The sequence below is a fragment of the Kitasatospora sp. NPDC058243 genome (assembly GCF_042882025.1).
Lineage (GTDB): Bacteria > Actinomycetota > Actinomycetes > Streptomycetales > Streptomycetaceae > Kitasatospora.
The window spans coordinates 75,836-94,712 of record NZ_JBHVWW010000019.1 but is presented as its reverse complement, the minus strand read 5'-3'; the positions used below and the strand labels follow the sequence as shown (position 1 = coordinate 94,712).

Sequence of the window (18,877 nt, the reverse complement as noted above, 5' to 3'; positions counted from 1 at the left end):
CGCATGCCCTCCGTCGTACCGGTGGTGACCGTCCGTCATATCGATCGTTTCTGCATGCACATGTCTGTACAGTGCTCCGGGTCGACACCCCCACTCGGCAGGCGGAGCTCCATGACGATCGCACGCAGGTCCATTCTCAAGGGCACATCCGCGGCCGGCGCCGCGCTGGTCGCGGGCGGTGCGGCCGCCCAACCGGCCGCGGCGGCGGACCCGGAGACAGGCTCGGAGGCAAGCCCGGAGACAGGTCAGGAGGCGGGGCCCGCCGCGAGCCCGCTGCTCCAGTCCACCCCGCACCGGACCGGGGCGCCCAGCGTGAGCGGGCTGCACCTGCAGTTCGGCACCGACCCGTCCGCCGACATGACGGTCTCCTGGATCACCCCGCAGTCCGTGCGCCGCCCGCAGGTCCGGCTCGGCTCACCGGACGGCGGCCTCGGCCGGGTCGTCGAGGCGCAGACCCGCACCTACCGGGACGCCCTCGGCAAGGAGGAGGTGTACGTCCACCACGCCCGCCTCACCGGCCTGCGCCCCGCCACCACGTACCTCTACACCGCCGGCCACGACGGTGCGAGCCCCGAGCCGGGCTCCTTCACCACCGCCCCGCGCGGCCGCGCGCCCTTCACCTTCACCAGCTTCGGGGACCAGGCCACCCCCAACCTCCGCCGCCAGGTGGTCTTCCCCGACGGCATGCCGTCACCGCTCGGCAAGTACCCGGTGTTCACCAGCAGCCAGGTCGGCACCCCGCACTCCGCCGACATCGTCGCCGCCGTCGAACGCGTCGGCCCGCTGTTCAACCTGGTCAACGGCGACCTCTGCTACGCCTCCTACAGCGGCCGGCACGGCCAGAGCCGCACGCTGACCTGGGCCGACTGGTTCATCAACAACAGCCGCTCGGCCCGGCTGCGCCCCTGGATGCCCTGCGCCGGCAACGGCGAGAACGAGGCCGGCAACGGCCCGATCGGCGCCCTCGGCTACCAGACCTACTTCGAACTGCCCGACTCCACGGCCGCCGACGACGCGGAGACCCGGGGCATGTGGTACGCCTTCACGGTCGGCTCGGTGCGCTTCATCAGCCTGGCCAACGACGACGTGGCCATCCAGGACAGCGGCGACCACTATCTGCGCGGCTACTCCGGCGGGGCCCAGCAGCGCTGGCTGGAGCGCGAGTTGCGGTCGGCGCGGAGCAGCCGGGCGATCGACTGGATCGTGGTCTGCATGCACCACCCGATGATCTCCAGCTCACAGCACGGCGCCGGCAGCGACCTCGGCATCCGCGAGGCCTGGGGCCCGCTGTTCGACGCCTACGGGGTCGACCTGGTGGTCAGCGGCCACGAGCACTACTACGAGCGCTCCCACCCCGTCCGCGGGACCCTGCCCAACGACACCCGCACCCCGGTGCCGTCCGGTACCGACCTGCACACGGTCGACACCAGCCGCGGCACCGTCCACATGGTGATCGGCGCCGGCGGCAACGCCGCCACCACCCAGGACGACCTGTTCGGGGAGCCCAAGGGCCGGGTGGTCGTCGCGCTGGAGGACGCGCCGCGCCCGCCGGCCCCGTACCGGCAGTCCGTGTGGCTGACCGAGGACGCCCCGTGGGCCGCCGTCCAGGACCGGCAGCACACCCACGGCTTCGCGGCCTTCGACGTCGACCCCGGCGACCGGCGCGGCGGTCTGACCAGGATGCGGGTGACGTACTACACCTTCGACGGCCCGCACGGGGACCTCACCCCGGTCGACACCTTCACCCTGCAGCGGCCCCGCACCGACCGCCACTAGCGACGGTTCGTCAGCGCCGGAACAGGCCGGTCAACGTCCGCCACCAGCCGCGCCGTTGCGCCGGGATCCGGACGGCGGCCGGTGCCTCCGCCTTCTCCACCGCCTCCGCCTCCTCCACTGCCACCGCCGGCGCGGGTTCGGGTGCGGTGACGGCTGCCGGGTCCGGGGCGTCGACCGGCTTGGAGTCGGGGTGCGGCTCGATCTCGCGCGGGGTGAACTCCACCGGCAGCTCCACCAGGTGCCGGGAGATCCAGGCGGAGGTCCAGGTCAGCTCCTCCTCCGGCACGGCGAGCCGCAGGTCCGGCAGGAGGGTCAGCAGGATGTCGATCCCGGCCTCGGCGACGGAGCGCCCGATGTCCTGGCCGGGGCACTCGTGCGGGCCGGCGCCGAAGGAGAGGTGGGAGCGGTTGCCGTACAGCGGGGTGGCCAGGTCGGGCCGGACGACCGGGTCGACGTTGCCGGCCGCGAGTCCGAGCAGCAGCAGGTCACCGGCCCTGATCTGCTGCCCGCCCAGTTCGGTGTCGACGGTCGCCCAGCGGCCGGCCACCAGCGACATCGGCGGGGAGTCCCACAGCACCTGGTCCAGCGCCTCGCCCAGGGTCATCTGACCGCCGGACAGGTGGGCGCGGAACCGGGGGTCGGTGAGCACCATCTTCAGGGTGTCCGCGATCAGGTTGACGGTGGTCTCGTTCGCGGCGAGCAGCACCACCCGCAGGTGCTCCATCACCTCGTCGTCGGTCAGCCCGGCCGGGTGCTCCAGCAGCCAGGTGACCAGGTCGCCGCCCGGGTCCTCGCGCTTGGCGGCCATCGTCCGGCGCAGGCTCGCCACCACGTACTCGTTGCTGGCGATGGCCGTCTCGGTGCCCTTCATCAGGTCCCGGGCGGCGTTCACCAGCTGCGGTCCGTACTCGTCGGGCATGCCGAGCAGCTGGGTCATGACGAGCATCGGCAGGTGCTCGGCGAACTGGGTGACCAGCTCGGCCCGGCCGGTCTGCCCGACCACCTGCACCAGCTCGGTGGTGAACCGCCGGACGTGGCGGCGCACGCCGCGCCGGTCGAAGCGGTTCAGGCCGTCCAGCACGGCGCCGCGCAGCCGCCGGTGCTCCTCGCCGTCCGCGAACACGCACAGCGGCTGCCAGGCGATCACCGGCATCAGCGGGGAGTCCATCGGGACGTCGCCGTCGCGGAACGCCGACCAGAGGCGGGAGTCGCGGGAGAACAGGGACGGCGAGCGCATCGCGGTGATGTTCGCGCCGTGGCCGAGGATCAGCCAGGCCGGGAGGTCCCCGTGCAGCAGGACCGGGGCCACCTCGCCGTGCTCGGCGCGCAGCTTCTCGTACAGGCCCGCCGGGTCGGCCTCGGCCTCCGGCCCGTACAGGCGCCGGACGCCGCCGGGGCCGAACGGTTCGAGGGCGTGCCCGTGGGCCGGGCAGCCGGGCGGCGGGGTGGGGGCGGCATCGTCGGGGAACGGGGTGCTCACGGGCTCTCCGGGGTCGGGTGGGGTCGGCGGGGCGGACGGGGGGTTCGGCCGGCGGGGCGCGCGGGCGCGCATGGCCGGCCCGGTCAGCGGGCGGTCGTCAGCGGGCGGTCGGAGCCGCGAGCTCGTACAGGTACCGCATCAGGGTCATCAGGGTGTCCCGGCTGGACTCGCGGCTGCGCGCGTCGCAGGCCACGATCGGCACCTCGGGCGGCAGGTCGAGGGCGGCCCGCAACTCGTCGACCGGGTGCGCCGGCGCCTCCGGGAAGTCGTTGACGGCCACCACGAAGGGCACGCCGCGGTCCTCCAGCCGCCCGATCACCTCGAAGCTGACCTCCAGCCGGCGGGTGTCCACCAGCACCACCGCGCCCAGGGCGCCCTCGAACAGGCCGTTCCAGAGGAACCAGAACCGCTCCTGCCCGGGGGTGCCGAACACGTACAGCACGAGCTGGTCGCTGATGCTGATCCGGCCGAAGTCCATCGCCACCGTGGTGGAGGTCTTGCGCTCGACCCCGGTCGGGTCGTCCACGCCGACCCCGGCCTGGGTCATGGTCTCCTCGGTGGTCAGCGGGCGGATCTCGCTGACCGAGCCGACCAGCGTCGTCTTGCCGACGCCGAAGCCGCCCACGATCACCACCTTGACCGCCATCGCGACGGAGTCCGGCAGCAGGTCCGAGGCGGCCGGCCCGACCACCGTGTCAGAGCCTTTGAAGTCCATGGATCACCGCCTCCAACAGGGCACGGTCGGGAAGTTCCGCCTTGGGGACGGCGGCGCGGGCCTCGATCCGCCCGTCGTCGAGCAGGTCCGCCAGCAGCACGGTGACGACGCTGGTGGGCAGTTCGAGGTAGGCGGAGACCTCCGCCACCGAGAGCGGCGAGCGGCACAGCCGCAGGATGGCCGCGTGCTCGGGCTGCATGGTGGGCGTCGGCTCCGCGCGGGAGACGATCAGGGTGACCAGGTCGAAGACGCCCGGTCCGGCCGGGCCGCTGCGGCCGCGGGTGATCACGTACAGGCGGGCGGGGTCGGGGCCGTCCCACCCGTCCTGGTCGGCCGTCGTCATGTGCCCGCCTCGCTGTGCTCGTTCATGTGCCCGCTCCGCGATGCCGGGTCAGACGGTCGCGGTCCCTGTCGCGGTCCCGCTCCCGGTCGCGACCGGGACGGCGCACCGCCCGCCGCTCCGGCCGGTTCACGCGACCACCTCGGGGTTGCGCGGGGGAGTGGCCAGGTGCTCGCCGATCCGGGCGACCAGGTCGCGCATCTGCTGGCCCACCAGTCCGGCGTCGACCCCCTCGTCGGCGAGCACCGCGAGGTACGCGCGGGAGGCGGCCGCCATCAGGTAGAAGAAGCCGCCGTCCACCTCGATCACCACCAGCCGCATCGAGCCGTCGCCGTGCGGGAACTCCTGCCCCACCGCCGCGGCCAGGCTCTGCAGCCCGGCGCAGGCGGCGGCGAGCCGGTCGGCGGTGTCCGGATCGGTGCCGTGCTGGGCGATCCGGAGGCCGTCGCCGGAGAGTACGACGATGTGGCGGATGTACGGCACGCTGTCCGCGAGGTCCTTGAGGATCCAGTCCATGTTGCTGCGGTGCGGAATCACTGCTCGCCTTTCCCTGCCGTCTCTTCACTGGTCTGACCGGCCGAACTCGCAGCCGGCCCATGGCCGTTGATCCCCTCGGTGAACGCCTCCAGCCAGAGGCCGGGCTGTACCGGCTCCTTGGCGTGGCGCCCTCCCGTCCCCGGGGCGGGGCCTGCGGCCGGGTTGCCGTACTGTCCGGCGGTCCGGGCCGAGCCGGGGTAGCCCGCCGGAGGGGTCGGCGGGCGCCGCCGCCGCTGCGGCAGGCCGTTCGCGGTGCGCTCGGTCACCACCACCTCGTCGTCCCCCGGGCCCGGCCCGCTCGGCGCCCACGGACCGGACGCCCCGAAGGACGGTCCGGCGGACGGCCCCGTCATGCCGGTCGTCGCCGCCCGCGCCCCCCACGGCCGCGACGGGGCCGCCGACTTGGGCGGGTTCGCCGGGAGCGGCCGGGGGCCGGAGAACGCGCCGATCCCGTGCGCCCGCCCGGTCGGGGGCGCGGTCGTGACCAATTCCTGCGGCACCACCAGCACGACCCGGACGCCGCCGTAGGCGGAGCGGCGCAGCGAGATCTGGAAGCCGTACGCCTGGCACAGCCGGCCGACCACCGCGAAGCCCAGCCGGGGCGACTCGGTGAGGTCGTCCAGGTCCTTGGAGACCTGGGCCTCGCGCAGACTGCGCTCGGCACGGATCCGGGCCTCGTCGGTCAGGCCGAGGCCGCCGTCCTCGATCTCGATCGCTATGCCGCTCTGCACCTCGGCGGCGCTCAGGTGCACATGGGTGTGCGGCGGCGAGTAGCGGGTGGCGTTGTCGAGCAGTTCGGACACGGCGTGGATCAGCGGCTCGACGGCCGGTCCGATCACCGACACCTGGGCCACCGGGTGCAGGTCAACCCGCTGGTACTCCAGGATGCGCGACATGCCGCCGCGCAGCACGCTGTAGAGCGCCACCGGCCTGGTCCACTGGCGGCCGGGGCGGGCGCCGGACAGGACGGCGATGCTGTCGGCGAGGCGGCCGGTCAGCGCGTTGCCGTGGTCCAGGCGCAGCAGGTCGTCGAAGACCGCCGGGTCGTTGCCGTGCCGGTCCTCCATCTCGCGCAGGTCCTTGGCCTGCCGGTGGATGATCGCCTGCACCCGGCGGGCGATGTTGACGAAGGCCCGCTCGGCGGAGTCGCGCCGGTTCACCTCGTCGTCGACGGCGACGATGATCCCGCGCACCACCGACTCCAGAGCGCCCCGGAACTTCGGCGCGGCCAGCGGATCGCGCACCTGGTACGACCGGGCCAGGCTGTCCATCGACGCGCCGTACCGGGCCCGGGCCACCAACCTCGGCAGCTCCTCCTTCGCCAGCCGCACCGCCTCGGCTTCCTGGCCGGCCAGCCGCCGCTGCAACTCGCCCACCTGCCGGGCGTGCTGCTCCCGCAACGCGGCCAGCGCACGCCCCCGGCGGGCCGACTCGGCGGCCACCACGGCCACCAGCACCGTGCCCGTCGCCCCGCACCAGAGCACCTCCGCACGGACCCCGGCGGACACCACCGCCGCGGCGGCCGCCACGGCCGCCGCCATCACGGCGGTGGGCAGCAGCCACCCGAGCAGGGGCGCGGACGGCCGTCTGGCGGGTGATGATCCAGCTCGAAGCATTCTCGGCATCCTCAAACGATCGGAACAGTACGGGGACGGGCGACGGCCGGCGCCGGAGGCATGGTGATGCAGCATAGCCAAGTTCAGGACAATCCTGACGGAAACTCAAGAATCCAGCTGTACAGCCGACTTGTCCCGAAGTGCCGGACATGCCGGACATCTCGCACACCAGTCTCAGCCCCGGCCGGCCGCCGTCCCGCCACCAGGCTTCTCGCCCCGCCCCGCCCGCACCGCCAACCCGCCCCGGATTCGCTCATGCGAAGGGTTTCTTCGCCAATTCCCCGCCCCATCAGTCCAGTTCGTGCTAAGACGCACCCTCTGCGCCAACCCCGACCGGACCGACCCCCCTCCCGGGGGCCGCCACCACCGGGGCGCCCAAGGGAAATTCCGGCGGGAGACCGCATCCGTCTGCGCACCCGTCGCGGCGGCTCCTAAGGTCGTCGCATGAACGATCACGGCCAAACGGCGGACCCCCTGGGCCAGACCCTGTGCCGACTCATGGGTGAAGCGACCTGGAAGAGCATGCTGGCGGAGGCCTTCGAGCGCCGGCATCCGATCGGCGCCACCCTGCTGCGCCAGGCGGAGCCCGGAACGCACGTGCTCGCCCTGCTGAGCGGGGTGGCGAAGGTGACCCGACGGGAGCGCACCGGAGACGTCAGGCTGCTGGCGTTCCGCGGCCCCGGTGAACTGCTCGGCGAGGTGGCCGTGCTGGACGACGGGGTCCGTTCGGCGAGCGTCCAGGCGATCTCGGACTGCACGGTCGCGGTCCTCACCAAGGCCGCGTTCCTGCGGTTCGTCACGGACCGGGACCTGTTCCCGGTGATGGTCCGCTACGCCATCGGCAGGCTGCGGGAGTCGGACCTCGCCCGCAGCGGCGGCGATATCGTGGCCCGGCTGGCGGCCGCTCTGGCCACCCTGGCCGACGTCTCCGCGGACCAGGCGGGGCCGCCGGGGCGGCGCACGGAACTCGCCCTGACCCGCGACGAACTGGCCCAGCACCTCGGGGTGTCCCGGAACACCGTCACCGCGGGCCTGGCCGAACTCGGCTCCCACCAGGTCCACGCCGGACGGAAGTCCATCGTCATCGGCGACCTGTTCGCCCTGCGGCGGGTGGCCGGTGGGGCGCGTGACTGACGCGGCGCCGGTTCGTTCGGAGGGCCCGCACGGCTGATGCCACGTCAGTTCGTGTGACGGGCGTCACCAGGTTTCCGCACTGAGCGAGCACACCGCACGGCGCGCGCTCGCGAAGCTTGGGGCACACGGTCCGCACGGGAACCACAAGGAGCACAGATGTCGCAGTCCGACCAGCCGATGCCCGAGGCCAGCGCCCTGCCCTACAGTCGGAGCCGCCAGCTGCCGCCGTACCGGGGCATCGTGGCCGTCGACGCCAAGGACTTCACCGGCTACCCGGCCATCGAGCACGGCATGATCAGCCAGGCCGTCCCGAAGGTCCTCCAGTGGTCCTTCGAGCGCGCCGGACTCGCCGAGGTCTGGCAGGGCCGCCGGTTCCCCGCCTCCACCGGCGACGGCTACGTATTCGGTTTCGACCCGGCGTGGATGCCGTTCCTGATCCACCCGTGGCTGCACACCCTCCAGGAGGTGCTGACCGAGTTCAACGTGCACTCGGTCGGGACGGTGCGGATCCGGCTGCGGGTCAGCCTCCACATCGGGCCGCTGCCCGACTCCGGCGGCGAGTTCGACGGCAACGGCACGCCCCGCAACGACACCCACCGCCTGCTCGACTCCCGCCCGGTGAAGGCCATGCTGGCCGCCTCCAACGAGAGCATCACCCAGGTCGCCGCCATCCTGTCCGACCGCTGCTACCAGGACGCGGTGGCGGGCGGATTCACCGGCCGCCACCCCGACCACTTCATCGAGGTGCCGGCCACCGTAGAGGGCAAGCCGTTCGACCAGCGGGCCTGGCTGTACGTGCCCGCTCCCTCAGGGAACCTCTACGACCGCCGCATCCTGGGCGACGCCGTGGTCGGGGAGCACGAGCGGGCGCAGGCCGCGGCGGCGGAGCCCTCGGCCGGGCAGGCGGATGGAGGCCGCGCGGGGAGCGGGCCGGTGAGCTACCGGGCCGACCGTGGAAACGTGAACGGCGGCGGCACGGTGCACGGCGGCCAGCACGTCACCAACGTGGAGGGCGGCCAACAGGTCACCAAGGTGGAGGGCGACCAGCGGGTCACCAAGGTGCGCGGCGACTCCTTCGGGGGCGACTACGTGGCGGGCCACAAGGCCGGTACGGTCCACGGCAACCAGGGCGACACCTTCCACGGTGACAAGAAGGAGCGCCGCCGGTGAGCGCCGAGGAGCGGCCGTCCGGCGCCGGCCAGTCCGGCGACCGCCCCGACGGCCCGGCGTCCAACGGCCCGGCGCCCGGCCAGGACGGGACCGAGCCCGGATACCCGGACCCGGACGACGCCGACGACTTTGCCGACCCCGACCGGGAGTTCCTCAGCCGGCTCGGCCGCTGGGCGGCCCCCGGTGGGCCCCATCTGATCTACGCCCCGAACGGCAACATCAACACCGGCGCCGTGCACGGGGACCAGCGCGTCGAGAACGCCGGCGCGACGTCCGCCCCGGGCGGCCCGCACGTGGAGGCGCACGAAGGCCCGATTTCCGCACTGGAGATCCTGGATGCGCGGGCCGGCTTCGCCCAGCCCGAGTGGTTCCCCTCGGCGCTGGGGCAGTTGGACACCGGCCTGCTGTTCCTGGCGGGCGAGCCCGGCACCGGGCGCCGCACCGCGGCCCTCAACCTGCTGTCCCAGCACAGCGGGCACAGCATGAAGCTGCGCGCGCTCGACAGCGACGAGGACCTGTCCACCTGGCGCCCCCGCGACGCGGAGGCCCGCGGGTACCTGGTGCACGGCCTGCTGCCCACCCTCCGGCTCGGCCCGGCGGTGGTCGCCAACCTCCGCCGTCTGCTGGCGGACGCGAAGGCGCGCATGGTGGTCATGCTGCCGCACGACCCGGACCTGCTCCGCAGCCTCGCCCGCGACCTGGACCTCACCCCGGTGCGCTGCGTGCCCCCGCCGCCCGGCGTGGTCTTCGAGGCCCGTCTGAAGGCCGCCGTCCCCGACCCCGACCGGCGTCGGCACCTGCTGGAGCGGCTGCGGCCGGGACTGGATGACCTCCTGGCGTCGGAACTGGTCCCCGCCCAGGTCGCCGAACTGGTCGCCGAGGTGGCCAGGGCCGGCGACGAGGGCCCCGACCTCGCCGATCTCCGCAGGCGGCTCAGCTTCCTCGCCGAGAAGGAGGTCCCCGACCTGCTGAAGAAGCTGCACGACGACCCGGACGGACTCGCGTTCCTGCTGGCGACCAGCGTCTTCGAAGGACTCGACCACCGGATCGTCCGGGACGAGGCCGTCCGGCTGCTCAAGCTGGCCGACGGCCGTCTCGACTCCGTCCTGCCGACGGGTGGTGACGACGGCCAGAGCGGCGTGGTGAGCCGGGAGGCCCCCCGCCCGAACCCGCGCTTCGTCTTCCGGCGGTCGCTGGACGAACTCCTGGCGACCGTCCGGGCCGAGTGCGCGCCCGGTGAGATCCGGGCGACCTCCCGCTACACGTACACGGTGGAACCGGTGCGCTTCACCCGGCACCGCCAGGCCGAGACGGTGCTGCGGCACGTCTGGCGGCAGTACGGCGAACTGTCCGGGCTGCTGACCGAGTGGATGAAGGACGCCCCCAGCGGGGAGCCCGAACTCGCTGAGTCCGTCGGCCGCGTGGTGGGTATGGCTGCCAGTTGGGGTGGCAGCAGGCGAGCCTTGGACCACATCTCTGAGCTGGCGGGGTCGGACCGCAGGCGGAGCCGCAGCACCGCCGCCTTCGCGCTGAGTATGGCGGGGCAGGACCCGGTACTGGCCGGAGAGGTCAAGTACCGACTCAGGTATTGGAGCCGCGCGAGCAGCTGGCGGCTGCGCGCCACGGTCGCGGACGCCTGTGGAAGGGAGTACGGAGTGTCCCGTCCGGAGCTCGCGCTGTCGCTGCTGCGGGGCTGCTACCGGGGGCAGGAGGGGGACGAGAGGGCGGTCGCCACAGCCGTCGACGATGCGCTGTGGGAGCTCTTCGCCTCAGGCAACCAGCCGGTCGTCCTGCGCGAGCTGGTGGACTGGGCGGACCGCCCGGGGCACGGGGCCGAACTCGCGCTCCGGACCTTCCCCCGACTGCTGTGGGACCGCGCCTGGTTCCAGGGCCAGTTGCTCACCGTCGGCGAGTTCACCGACACCGTGATCACCTTCATCCGGCGATCGCTCGACGACGACGGTCTCTTCGACGAGACCTGCACCGCGTTGCTCTCCTGGTGCGCCTCGGCGGTCTGGAACGAACAGCTGCGCGCCGTCGTGGAGACGCTGCTGACCGCGCTCGCCCAGGAGATGAGTCGCGGTGAGCTGCGCCTGTTCGTCGAGATCGATGCCGCCGACAACCCCGACCTGGCCGGACGGCGCATCGCCCAGCACGCCCTGGACGCCTGGCGCCGGGGCGAACCGCAGCCGTACCGGCCCGCCCCCGCCGATGGAGGAGCCCGATGACCGCCGACAGCGACTCGCCCGTCTACGCCCGCGCCACCCAGGCGCCGTGGCGGGAGATCCTGCGCCACCGCTGGTCCGGGCGGCGCGACCGTGCGCTCGTCCTGCTGGACCGGGACGGGCTCTACCACCAGGTGGGGCACCGCCGCCGCGCCCGCGCCGACGAGGACCCGGACCTGGAGGGCCCGGTGGCCGTCCGGGCGGGCCTGCGCGGATTCGACGAGGCGTACCTGGTCGAGTTGGACGAGCGGTCCGGGATCCGGGCGGTCGGCCTGTCGACCCCGTACGGCACGAAGTCGGTGGACGTCCACGTCCTGTGGTGGGTGCACGACGCCGTGAACGTCGTGCGGGCGCGGACCGTGCGGGGCTGGCTGCCGGTCCGCAAGGATCTCGAACAGCGTCTGCGCCAGCTCAAGGAGCAGTTCGCCACCGCCGGGCACGGGCTGACCGAGGCCGAGCTGATGCACTACCTCGCGACGCCCCACCTCCTGCCGCACTGCGGCCTCGGCTACCGAGTCACGGACGTGTCCGCCCGGGAGCACGACGCCGAACTGCGGCTCGGGGAGCCGGACGGGGCGGACGTGCCCTACAACTGGATGGACAAGAGCGAGGACGAGTACGCGTTCTGCCGCCGGGCCGTTCAGGAGGGCCCGGTGTCGCTCGCGGCGCTCTGGCTGGCCAGACACCCGGACCAGGTCCGGGAGGTCCTGGACTGGGCGGTCGGCCACGCCGAACTGCTCCGGGGTGAGACCACCTGGCAGGACCAACTGGCGCTGATGCTCGGCAAGTTGAGCGAACAGGAGAGGCAGGAGCTGTCCCGGATGCTGCGCGACCGCCTCATCGCGCTCGGACGGCGGGTGCCGGGACCCGGGCCGCAGGGCGCCGGGCCGGAGTTCGTCAAGATCCGCTCGCAGGCCAACGGTTGGGCGGGCGGCGTGGCGAACGGGAGCCCGGTGTGACCGCCGCCGGCATACCCGGCGGCCGGGTGCCGACCGCACCGACCACCGCCCCGGACGTTGCCCCGGACGTTGCCCCGGACGTTGCCCCGGACGCCGCCCCGAGCCCGTCGGCGGTGGCGGCGATCGAGCGCCTGGTGGCCGCCAACAGCATGGAGCTCACCCGGGCCGACGCCAAGGCCGCCGTGTTCCTGGCGTTCACCGGCGCGGTTCTCGGGGTGTTCATCCCGCTGGGCGGGGGCGGGGGCGGGGGCGGGGGCGGGGGCGGGGGCGGGGGCGGATCCGGGCCCCGTGCCTGGGCGGTGCCGTTCCTGTGGTGGAGCGCGGTGGTGAGCGCGCTGCTGGCCGTCGCCTGCTTCGTGGCCGCCCTCGTCCCCCGGTACCGGAAGGGCGAGCGGCAGGCCCCGACCAGCCCGGCCTACTTCGGGCACATCGCGCCGGGTGCGGGGGTGGAGCGGCTGCGCCGCGCCTTCGAGTGCGGGGGTCGTGATCCGGTGGGGGCGCTGTTGTCCTCGCTGGCCGGGACCAGTGCGATCATCCGGGCGAAGTACCGCTGGATCGAGGTCGGAACCGCCGTGCTGCTCCTCGCGCTGCCCCAGTTCGCGCTGACCCTGCGGCTGGCCTGAGGCCGGTCTGAGGAGATGTCCCGTCCACGGTCCGCCCCAGGGCTCCTGGGGCGGGCGGCCGTCAGGACTCGACGAGGGTTGCGCGGTAGGCGGTGATCACCAGGTGCACGCGGTCCCGGGCGGCGAGCTTGGCCAGCAGGTGGCCGACGTGCGTTTTGACCGTGCCGGTGCTGACGGACAGCTGCTCGGCGATCTCGGCGTTGGTCAACCCGCGGCCGATCAGTGTCAGCACCTCCAACTCCCGCCCGGTGACGGCGCGCAGGACCCGCTCCCGCTCGTCGCCGCCGGGCGTGGCGGTCGCCGGCTCGGCGGCCGGCCGGGCGGCGAACTCGCGGATCAGCCGGCGGGTGACGCTCGGGGCCAGCAGCGCCTCCCCGGCGGCGACCACCCGGATCGCGGCCAGCAGTTCCTCGGGCGGGGTCGACTTCAGCAGGAAGCCGGACGCCCCCGCGCGCAGCGCGCCGTAGATGTACTCGTCGAGGTCGAAGGTGGTGAGGATCAGGATCCGCACGGCGCTCTCGGCGGTGATCTGCCGGGTGGCCGCCAGGCCGTCCGTGCCCGGCATCCGGATGTCCATCAGCACCACGTCCGGCTGCCCGGCGCGGGCCAGCCGGACGGCCTGCGCCCCGTCGGCGGCCTCGCCCACCACCTCGAAGCCGTCGGCGGCGGCCACGATCCCGGCCAGGCCCGCCCGTACCAGGGTCTGGTCGTCGGCCACCACGACCCGGATCGGTGGGCCGGCGGGTGCCCCGTTCGCGGCGTCTCCCGTCACGACGTTTCCTGCCCGCCCGCGTCGGCCAGCGGCAGCACGGCGCGCACCCGGAACCCGCCGCCCGGCAGCGGCCCGGCCTCCAACCGGCCCTCGTACAGCCCGACCCGCTCGGCCATTCCCGCCAATCCGTGCCCGCCGACCCCGACCGGCCCGCCGCGACCGGCGTCGCTCACCTCCAGCACCAGCGCCTCCTCCTCGAACTCCACGGCGACCCGCGCCTCGGCCGCGTGCGCGTGCTTCACCACGTTGGTCAGCGCCTCCTGGACGATCCGGAACGCGGACAGCTCGACCCCGTCGGACAGCTCCCGGACCACGCCGCCCACCCGCAGCTCCACCCGCACCCCGGCCTCGGCGCTGCTCGCCACCAGCCGGTCCAGATCGGCCAGCCGGGGCGCGGGCGCGAGCCCGGCCCCGTCGGCGCCGCGCAGGACGGTCAGCAGGCCGCGCATCTCGACCATCGCGTCCCGGCTCACCGCCTGGATCGCGGCCAGCGCCTGCTCGGCCTGCGCCGGATTCCGCCCGATCACGAAACGGCCGTACCCGGCCTGGACGTTGACCACGCTCATGCTGTGCGCGATCACGTCGTGCAGCTCCCGGGCCAGCCGGATCCGCTCCTCGGCCAGCTCCGCCGTGGCCAGGTCGACCTGGTGCCGGCGCAACTCGGCGCCGTACGCCCGGTAGCGGGCCACCGCGCAGCCGAGCGCCCACGCGGTGACGACCTCCAGCGCGGACAGCACGAGGTTGTTCCACAGCTCCCGCGACCCGAACCGGCTCAGCCCGGCCCCGACCAGGCCGAACGCCAGGACGGTGAGGCCCAGCCGCATCGGCCCGGCAGTCGCGACCAGGTAGACGACCATCGCCGCCGCGACCACCACCAGGAACCCGGCCAGGTTGGCGATCGTCAGCTGCCCGGCCACCGCGACCACCACCGCCCAGGCGGCGAACACCACCCCGGCCGCGGCCACCGGCGCGAGCCGGCGCAGCCCGGCGGCCGCGCCCACCGCCACCACGCACACCAGCACCGTCACCAGCTCCGCCGACGTCGGCTTCGGGTAGCCGCGGTGGTGCGGGTCGAACACCCGGTAGGCGTCCAGCACCCGGAACCAGGTGAGCACGGTCAGGGCCAGCGAGACCGCCAGGTCGACCGCGACCCAGTGGCCCGGGCGCAGCCTCCTGGTCACCGGCGGATGCGGAGCACGGGGCATTTCCCCAGGCTAGCGGCGGCCCCCGCGCCCGGCATCGCCCTGTGGGCCTACGACCACGGGCAGAGGCCGGCCCCGCCGAACGCCGTGATCTCCCCCCACGGCGGGACGCCCCGCACCGGGCCCGGGCGGGAGCGTGGAGCCCGCGTCGGCCCCCTCGGCCGACCAGGAAACCCGGAAAGGCACCACGATGATCGAGGTACGCGACCTCACCAAGCGCTACGGCGGCGCCGTCGCCGTGGACGGGCTGACCTTCACGGTCCGGCCGGGACAGGTCACCGGCTTCCTCGGGCCGAACGGCTCGGGCAAGTCCACCACGCTGCGGATGATCCTCGGCCTGGACGCCCCGACCAGCGGGCGGGCGACCGTCAACGGCCGGCCGTACGCGGCCCTGCGCCGCCCGCTGCGGGAAGTCGGGGCGCTGCTCGACGCGGGCGCCGTCCACCCCGCCCGCTCCGCCTACCACCACCTGCTCGGCATCGCCGTCACCAACGGCATCGGGCCGTCCCGGGTCCGCGAGGTGCTGGCCCGCACCGGCCTGGAACAGGCGGCCCGCCGCAAGGCCGGGCGGTTCTCCCTCGGCATGAAGCAGCGCCTCGGCATCGCCGCCGCCCTGCTCGGCGACCCGCCCGTCCTACTGCTCGACGAACCGGTCAACGGGCTCGACCCGGAGGGCGTGCACTGGATCCGCACCCTGCTGCGCGACCTGGCCGCCGAGGGCCGGACGGTCCTGCTCTCCTCGCACCTGATGAGCGAGACGGCCGTCACCGCCGACCACCTGGTGATCATCGGGCGCGGCCGGCTCGTCGCGGACCGCCCCACCGCCGACTTCCTCGCCGAGAACGCGCGCACGGACGTCCTGGTCCGCTGCGCCCGGCCGGCCGAACTGGCCCGGCTGCTGCGCGCCGCCGGGGCCGCCCCGGTCACCGAGGAGCCCGGCGGGGCACTGGCCGTCGGCGGCCTGGAACCGGCGGCGATCGGCGAGCTGGCCGCGGCGCACGGCCTCGGCGTCCACGAACTCACCGTCCGGCAGGCCTCGTTGGAGCAGGCGTTCCTGGACGCCACCGGCGAGACCGTCGACTACCGCGCCACCACCGGTACGTCCGGAAGGCGGACCGCATGACGGTCACCACCACTACGTCCGGAAAGAGGACCACATGACCGCCCCCACCACCCGAGGCGCACTGGCCGGCGAGTGGGTCAAGCTGCGCAGCGTCCGCGCGACCCCGCTCACCGCCGTCGTCGCGCTCGCCGCCGCCCTGTTCATCGGCCTGATCGACTACGGCAGCGCCGCCGACAACTGGGACGTCTGGACGGCCGTCCAGCGCGAGCGCTTCGACCCCGTCCGCTACGGCTTCTCCGGCGGCTTCTACGTCGCTGTCCTGGCGATCGGCACGCTGGGGACCCTGGCCGCCTCCAGCGAGTACACCACCGGCCAGATCCGCAGCACCCTGGCCGCCGTGCCCCGGCGGGGCCAGGTGTTCGCGGCCAAGGCGCTGGTGGTCGGCGGGGTGTCGGCGCTGCTCGGGCAGCTGCTGGCGTTCCTGACCTTCCTGCTCGGCCAACGGGCCCTGGCCGGGAAGCACCTGGCCGTGTCGCTCGGCGACCCGGGCGTGGCGCGCGCGGTCGTCGGCTGCGGCATGTTCCTCTCCGTCTTCGCCCTGCTCGGCCTGGCGCTCGGCTTCCTGGTGCGCCACACCGCGGGCGCCGTCGCCGTGCTGTTCGGCCTGTTCTTCCTCTCGCCGATGCTGCTGGCGCCGCTCGGTGACGGCGCCACCCGGTTCGGCCTGCAGAGCGTCTTCGAGGGCCTGGGCAGCACCGTCGCCTCCGCGGGCGGCACCGACCGGCTCGGCGCGGCCGGCTGCCTGGCCACCCTCGCCGGCTACCTCGCCGTCGCCCTCACCCTGGCCGCCCTCGGCCTGACCCGCCGGGATGCCTGACCCTCCCGCCGGGACGCCTGACCCGCCGGGAGGCCTGAGCACTACGGGACGCCCGAGTACTGTCGGTGGCGGCTGCGATGATCCGCCCATGGACCTCGCCCACGCCCTCGACGGACTCGACGCCCACCCCTGGGCGGCCGTCTCGCACGCCTACGGACCCGCCGAAAACCTGCCCGGCCTGCTGCGCGCGCTCGCCGCCGGCGGCGAGCAGGCCGACGAGGCGCTCGCCGAGCTCTACTCGTGCATCCTCCACCAGGGCTCGGTGTACACGGCCAGCGCGGACGCCGTCCCCTATCTGGCCCGGATCGCGGCGGCCGGCTGCGGGACGGTCGAAGTCCTGGGCCTGCTCGGCGGGTTGGCCGAGAGCGAGGGTGAGTGGGACGGAGCGCGGGACGGGGATCGGGACGGGGAGCGGGAGGGCGGCGGGGAGGTCCCGCCCGCTCCCGTCCGGGCCGCCGTCGTCGGCCAACTCCCGTTGCTGCTGCCGCTGCTGGCGGACGGCAGCGCCGCCGTCCGGCAGGCCGCCGCCTGGGCCGTCGGCCAGACCAGGGCCGTCGAGGCCGCCCTGCCCGCGCTGCGTCGCCGCTGGGCGAGCGAGACCGACCCCGTCGTCCGCGGTGAACTGCTCACCGCTCTCGGCCGGTTGGACCGGTCCGGGGCCGCGGCCGAGGTCGGGCCGCTGCTGGGCGAGGGCACGCCGGCGCCGCTGCGCCTGGCCGCGGTCCTCGCCGGGCTGGACGCGGGCGAGCCGTGGACGGGCGCCCACCACGCCGCCGTCCTCGCCCTGCTGCCCGCCGACCGGTACGACCTGGACCGCCGGGAGCCGTTGCGCGTGATCACCGAGGAGCTGCTGCTGCGCGAGACGCCCGCCGACCGCGACGCCGCCTACGCCCTGCTCGACCGGGCCCTGCGCGACGAGCGCCCCGAGGTACGGGCCGAGGCCGTCTGGGCGGCCGACCACGCCTGCCAGCTGTCGCGCAGCGCGCCCCGGCGGCTGCTTCCGGCGCTCGCCCAGCTCGTCGCCGACCCCGACGTGGCGCACCTGCTCGGCAACCTCGGCCCGGCCGCCGCCGAGGCCGCCCCGGGGCTGGCCGCCCGGGCCGCGCAGGCCGAGGACGGGCCCGCCGACGAGGCCCTGGCCGCGCTCGTCCTGGTCGCACCCCGGACGGCGGCCCCGCTGCTCGCCCGTGCCCTGGGCCGGCGCCCGCGCGCGCTGGAGGCCGCGGCCGGCCAGCGGGCCCCCGCCGACGCGCCGTTCCCCTTCGACCCCGAGCTGCTCGCGGCCGTCCGCGCCCGGTTGACGGCCGGGCAGCTCGGCGGCAACGAGCACCACCAGCTGTTCCGCCTGGTGCGCCAGTGGGGCCGCGCGGCCGCCTCGGCCCTGCCCGAGCTGTGCGCGGTGCTGCCGCACCGCCCGGAGGCGGCGGCCGCCGTCGCGGCCGTCGCGGTGGACGGCCCGGCGGCGGAGCGTGACCGCGCTGCCGCCGCGCTGCGGGAGGTGCCCGGTTCCGTCGCGGCGGCCCGGGCGCTGTACGACCTCACCGGCGATCCCGAGGCGCTGCTCGGGGCACTCGCCGACCGGCTCGCGGCCGGCCCGTACGCGGTCGCCGAGGCCGCCCGGGCCGCCGCCGGCCTGGGCCCCGAGGCACTCCCGCTGGCCCCTGCCCTGCGCGCCGCGCTGAGCGCCGGAGGCGTGCCCGACACCTCCCCGATGCCCGACACCTCCCCGATGCCCGACACTTCCCCAGTGCCCGATACCTCGCCGGTGCTGGAGGCCGACCTGGCGGTGGCCGACGCGCTGTGGCGGATCACCGGGGCCGCGGCCGAGGTCGTCCCGATCCTGGACGGCGTCCTGCGGCGCGCCGATGACGGGGCGTGGTTCGACCGGACGGCCGTCCGCGCGGCCCGCGTCGCCGCCCTCCTGGGGCCGGCCGCCCGCCCGCTCACCGCCAGGCTCGACGGGCTGCTCGCCGACCGGGTGAAGGCCCCGGCCGCCGTGCTGGCCCTCCTCGCGGTGGCCGACGGCGCCGCTCTCGACCGAGGGCGCCTGGTCGAGGCCGCCCTGCGCGCGGCCGAGACCGGGTCGGACCTCCGGGGCGCGGGCGAGGCCCTGGCGGCCCTGGGCACCACCGCCCTGGACGACGGTCAGCGCCGCCGCCTGGCCGACCTCGCCGGGCGCGACCGCCGGATCGTCGGGGGCTGCTTCGCGGGCGCCGGCATCCGCGACGACGAGGCCCTGCGCGCCCTGCTGGCCGCCGTGGCCGGAGGCTGAACGGCGAACGCGGTGCCGGCCTCCCCACCAAGGGGGAGGGAGGCAACGCACCCGTGTCGTTCGTTCGGGCCGCGGGATCCCCCCGCCCTTCGGGTTGTTGTTTCCCCCCTCGGTGC

General features: G+C 74.7%; 16 protein-coding genes. 9 read left to right on the top strand and 7 right to left on the bottom strand.

What is annotated here, in order from left to right:
* Positions 1–111: 111 nt before the first annotated feature.
* Entirely contained in the window at positions 112–1,776 is a 1,665-nt protein-coding gene (locus ACFVX9_RS15620) for a purple acid phosphatase family protein (RefSeq protein ID WP_387982026.1), read from the top strand.
* 10 nt (positions 1,777–1,786) lie between these two features.
* Here the strand turns inward: ACFVX9_RS15620 and ACFVX9_RS15615 are convergent, their stop codons facing one another.
* The 5 genes from ACFVX9_RS15615 to ACFVX9_RS15595 all read right to left on the bottom strand — a co-directional run bounded on the left by ACFVX9_RS15615 (position 1,787) and on the right by ACFVX9_RS15595 (position 6,464).
* Complete coding sequence (locus ACFVX9_RS15615) at positions 1,787–3,256, bottom strand: cytochrome P450 (RefSeq protein ID WP_387982024.1); 1,470 nt, start codon at positions 3,254–3,256, stop codon at positions 1,787–1,789.
* Between the two features lie 97 nt (positions 3,257–3,353).
* On the bottom strand, positions 3,354–3,971 hold the full coding sequence (locus tag ACFVX9_RS15610; protein ID WP_063345929.1) for an ATP/GTP-binding protein: 618 nt from the start codon (positions 3,969–3,971) through the stop codon (positions 3,354–3,356).
* Positions 3,952–4,314, bottom strand: a complete 363-nt coding sequence (locus ACFVX9_RS15605) for a DUF742 domain-containing protein (RefSeq protein ID WP_063345928.1) — start codon at positions 4,312–4,314, stop codon at positions 3,952–3,954. The genes ACFVX9_RS15610 and ACFVX9_RS15605 overlap by 20 nt, the downstream gene beginning before the upstream one ends.
* Positions 4,315–4,440: 126 nt before the next feature.
* Positions 4,441–4,827 (bottom strand): roadblock/LC7 domain-containing protein, encoded by a 387-nt coding sequence (locus ACFVX9_RS15600; RefSeq protein ID WP_208869028.1) that lies wholly within the window; start codon positions 4,825–4,827, stop codon positions 4,441–4,443.
* A gap of 17 nt (positions 4,828–4,844) precedes the next feature.
* Complete coding sequence (locus tag ACFVX9_RS15595) at positions 4,845–6,464, bottom strand: sensor histidine kinase (RefSeq protein WP_387982022.1); 1,620 nt, start codon at positions 6,462–6,464, stop codon at positions 4,845–4,847.
* Positions 6,465–6,962: 498 nt separating this feature from the next.
* On the opposite strand from ACFVX9_RS15595, the gene ACFVX9_RS15590 reads away from it, so the two are divergent.
* From ACFVX9_RS15590 to ACFVX9_RS15570, 5 genes are all read left to right on the top strand, one after another.
* The gene (locus ACFVX9_RS15590) at positions 6,963–7,598 is read left to right on the top strand and encodes a Crp/Fnr family transcriptional regulator (RefSeq protein WP_387982021.1); all 636 of its coding nucleotides are present in this window, start codon (positions 6,963–6,965) and stop codon (positions 7,596–7,598) included.
* A gap of 156 nt (positions 7,599–7,754) precedes the next feature.
* Positions 7,755–8,768: a hypothetical protein gene (locus tag ACFVX9_RS15585; RefSeq protein ID WP_387982019.1), complete on the top strand. Its 1,014-nt coding sequence runs from the start codon at positions 7,755–7,757 to the stop codon at positions 8,766–8,768.
* Positions 8,765–10,996, top strand: coding sequence for a hypothetical protein (locus tag ACFVX9_RS15580; RefSeq protein WP_387982018.1), 2,232 nt, complete (start codon positions 8,765–8,767; stop codon positions 10,994–10,996). The genes ACFVX9_RS15585 and ACFVX9_RS15580 overlap by 4 nt, the downstream gene beginning before the upstream one ends.
* On the top strand, positions 10,993–11,952 hold the full coding sequence (locus tag ACFVX9_RS15575) for a hypothetical protein (protein WP_380376025.1): 960 nt from the start codon (positions 10,993–10,995) through the stop codon (positions 11,950–11,952). The genes ACFVX9_RS15580 and ACFVX9_RS15575 overlap by 4 nt, the downstream gene beginning before the upstream one ends.
* Positions 11,949–12,575 carry a Pycsar system effector family protein gene (locus tag ACFVX9_RS15570; protein WP_387982017.1) on the top strand — a complete coding sequence of 209 codons (627 nt, stop codon included), beginning with the start codon at positions 11,949–11,951 and terminating at the stop codon, positions 12,573–12,575. The genes ACFVX9_RS15575 and ACFVX9_RS15570 overlap by 4 nt, the downstream gene beginning before the upstream one ends.
* Before the next feature lie 61 nt (positions 12,576–12,636).
* On the opposite strand, the gene ACFVX9_RS15565 is transcribed toward ACFVX9_RS15570, so the two are convergent.
* Together ACFVX9_RS15565 and ACFVX9_RS15560 are read right to left on the bottom strand one after the other, a co-directional pair.
* On the bottom strand, positions 12,637–13,347 hold the full coding sequence (locus tag ACFVX9_RS15565) for a response regulator transcription factor (protein ID WP_079135315.1): 711 nt from the start codon (positions 13,345–13,347) through the stop codon (positions 12,637–12,639).
* Positions 13,344–14,528, bottom strand: coding sequence for a sensor histidine kinase (locus tag ACFVX9_RS15560; protein WP_387982016.1), 1,185 nt, complete (start codon positions 14,526–14,528; stop codon positions 13,344–13,346). The genes ACFVX9_RS15565 and ACFVX9_RS15560 overlap by 4 nt, the downstream gene beginning before the upstream one ends.
* A 211-nt stretch (positions 14,529–14,739) precedes the next feature.
* Between ACFVX9_RS15560 and ACFVX9_RS15555 the strand changes: the two genes are divergently transcribed.
* The 3 genes from ACFVX9_RS15555 (at position 14,740) to ACFVX9_RS15545 (ending at position 18,761) form a co-directional block, all read left to right on the top strand.
* The gene (locus tag ACFVX9_RS15555) at positions 14,740–15,672 is read left to right on the top strand and encodes an ABC transporter ATP-binding protein (protein ID WP_387982014.1); all 933 of its coding nucleotides are present in this window, start codon (positions 14,740–14,742) and stop codon (positions 15,670–15,672) included.
* 34 nt (positions 15,673–15,706) lie between these two features.
* Positions 15,707–16,489 (top strand): hypothetical protein, encoded by a 783-nt coding sequence (locus ACFVX9_RS15550; protein WP_387982013.1) that lies wholly within the window; start codon positions 15,707–15,709, stop codon positions 16,487–16,489.
* 88 nt (positions 16,490–16,577) lie between these two features.
* Positions 16,578–18,761: a HEAT repeat domain-containing protein gene (locus tag ACFVX9_RS15545; protein ID WP_387982012.1), complete on the top strand. Its 2,184-nt coding sequence runs from the start codon at positions 16,578–16,580 to the stop codon at positions 18,759–18,761.
* The last annotated feature ends 116 nt before the right edge of the window (positions 18,762–18,877 follow it).

Excerpts from the sequence above, each read along its gene's own strand:
- ACFVX9_RS15620 (WP_387982026.1), top strand. The coding sequence starts at position 112 with ATGACGATCGCACGCAGGTCCATTCTCAAGGGCACATCCGCGGCCGGC.
- ACFVX9_RS15610 (WP_063345929.1), bottom strand. The coding sequence starts at position 3,971 with ATGGACTTCAAAGGCTCTGACACGGTGGTCGGGCCGGCCGCCTCGGAC.
- ACFVX9_RS15605 (WP_063345928.1), bottom strand. The coding sequence starts at position 4,314 with ATGACGACGGCCGACCAGGACGGGTGGGACGGCCCCGACCCCGCCCGC.
- ACFVX9_RS15600 (WP_208869028.1), bottom strand. The coding sequence starts at position 4,827 with ATGGACTGGATCCTCAAGGACCTCGCGGACAGCGTGCCGTACATCCGC.
- ACFVX9_RS15595 (WP_387982022.1), bottom strand. The coding sequence starts at position 6,464 with ATGCTTCGAGCTGGATCATCACCCGCCAGACGGCCGTCCGCGCCCCTG.
- ACFVX9_RS15590 (WP_387982021.1), top strand. The coding sequence starts at position 6,963 with ATGGGTGAAGCGACCTGGAAGAGCATGCTGGCGGAGGCCTTCGAGCGC.
- ACFVX9_RS15585 (WP_387982019.1), top strand. The coding sequence starts at position 7,755 with ATGTCGCAGTCCGACCAGCCGATGCCCGAGGCCAGCGCCCTGCCCTAC.
- ACFVX9_RS15575 (WP_380376025.1), top strand. The coding sequence starts at position 10,993 with ATGACCGCCGACAGCGACTCGCCCGTCTACGCCCGCGCCACCCAGGCG.
- ACFVX9_RS15555 (WP_387982014.1), top strand. The coding sequence starts at position 14,740 with ATGATCGAGGTACGCGACCTCACCAAGCGCTACGGCGGCGCCGTCGCC.
- ACFVX9_RS15550 (WP_387982013.1), top strand. The coding sequence starts at position 15,707 with ATGACCGCCCCCACCACCCGAGGCGCACTGGCCGGCGAGTGGGTCAAG.
- ACFVX9_RS15545 (WP_387982012.1), top strand. The coding sequence starts at position 16,578 with ATGGACCTCGCCCACGCCCTCGACGGACTCGACGCCCACCCCTGGGCG.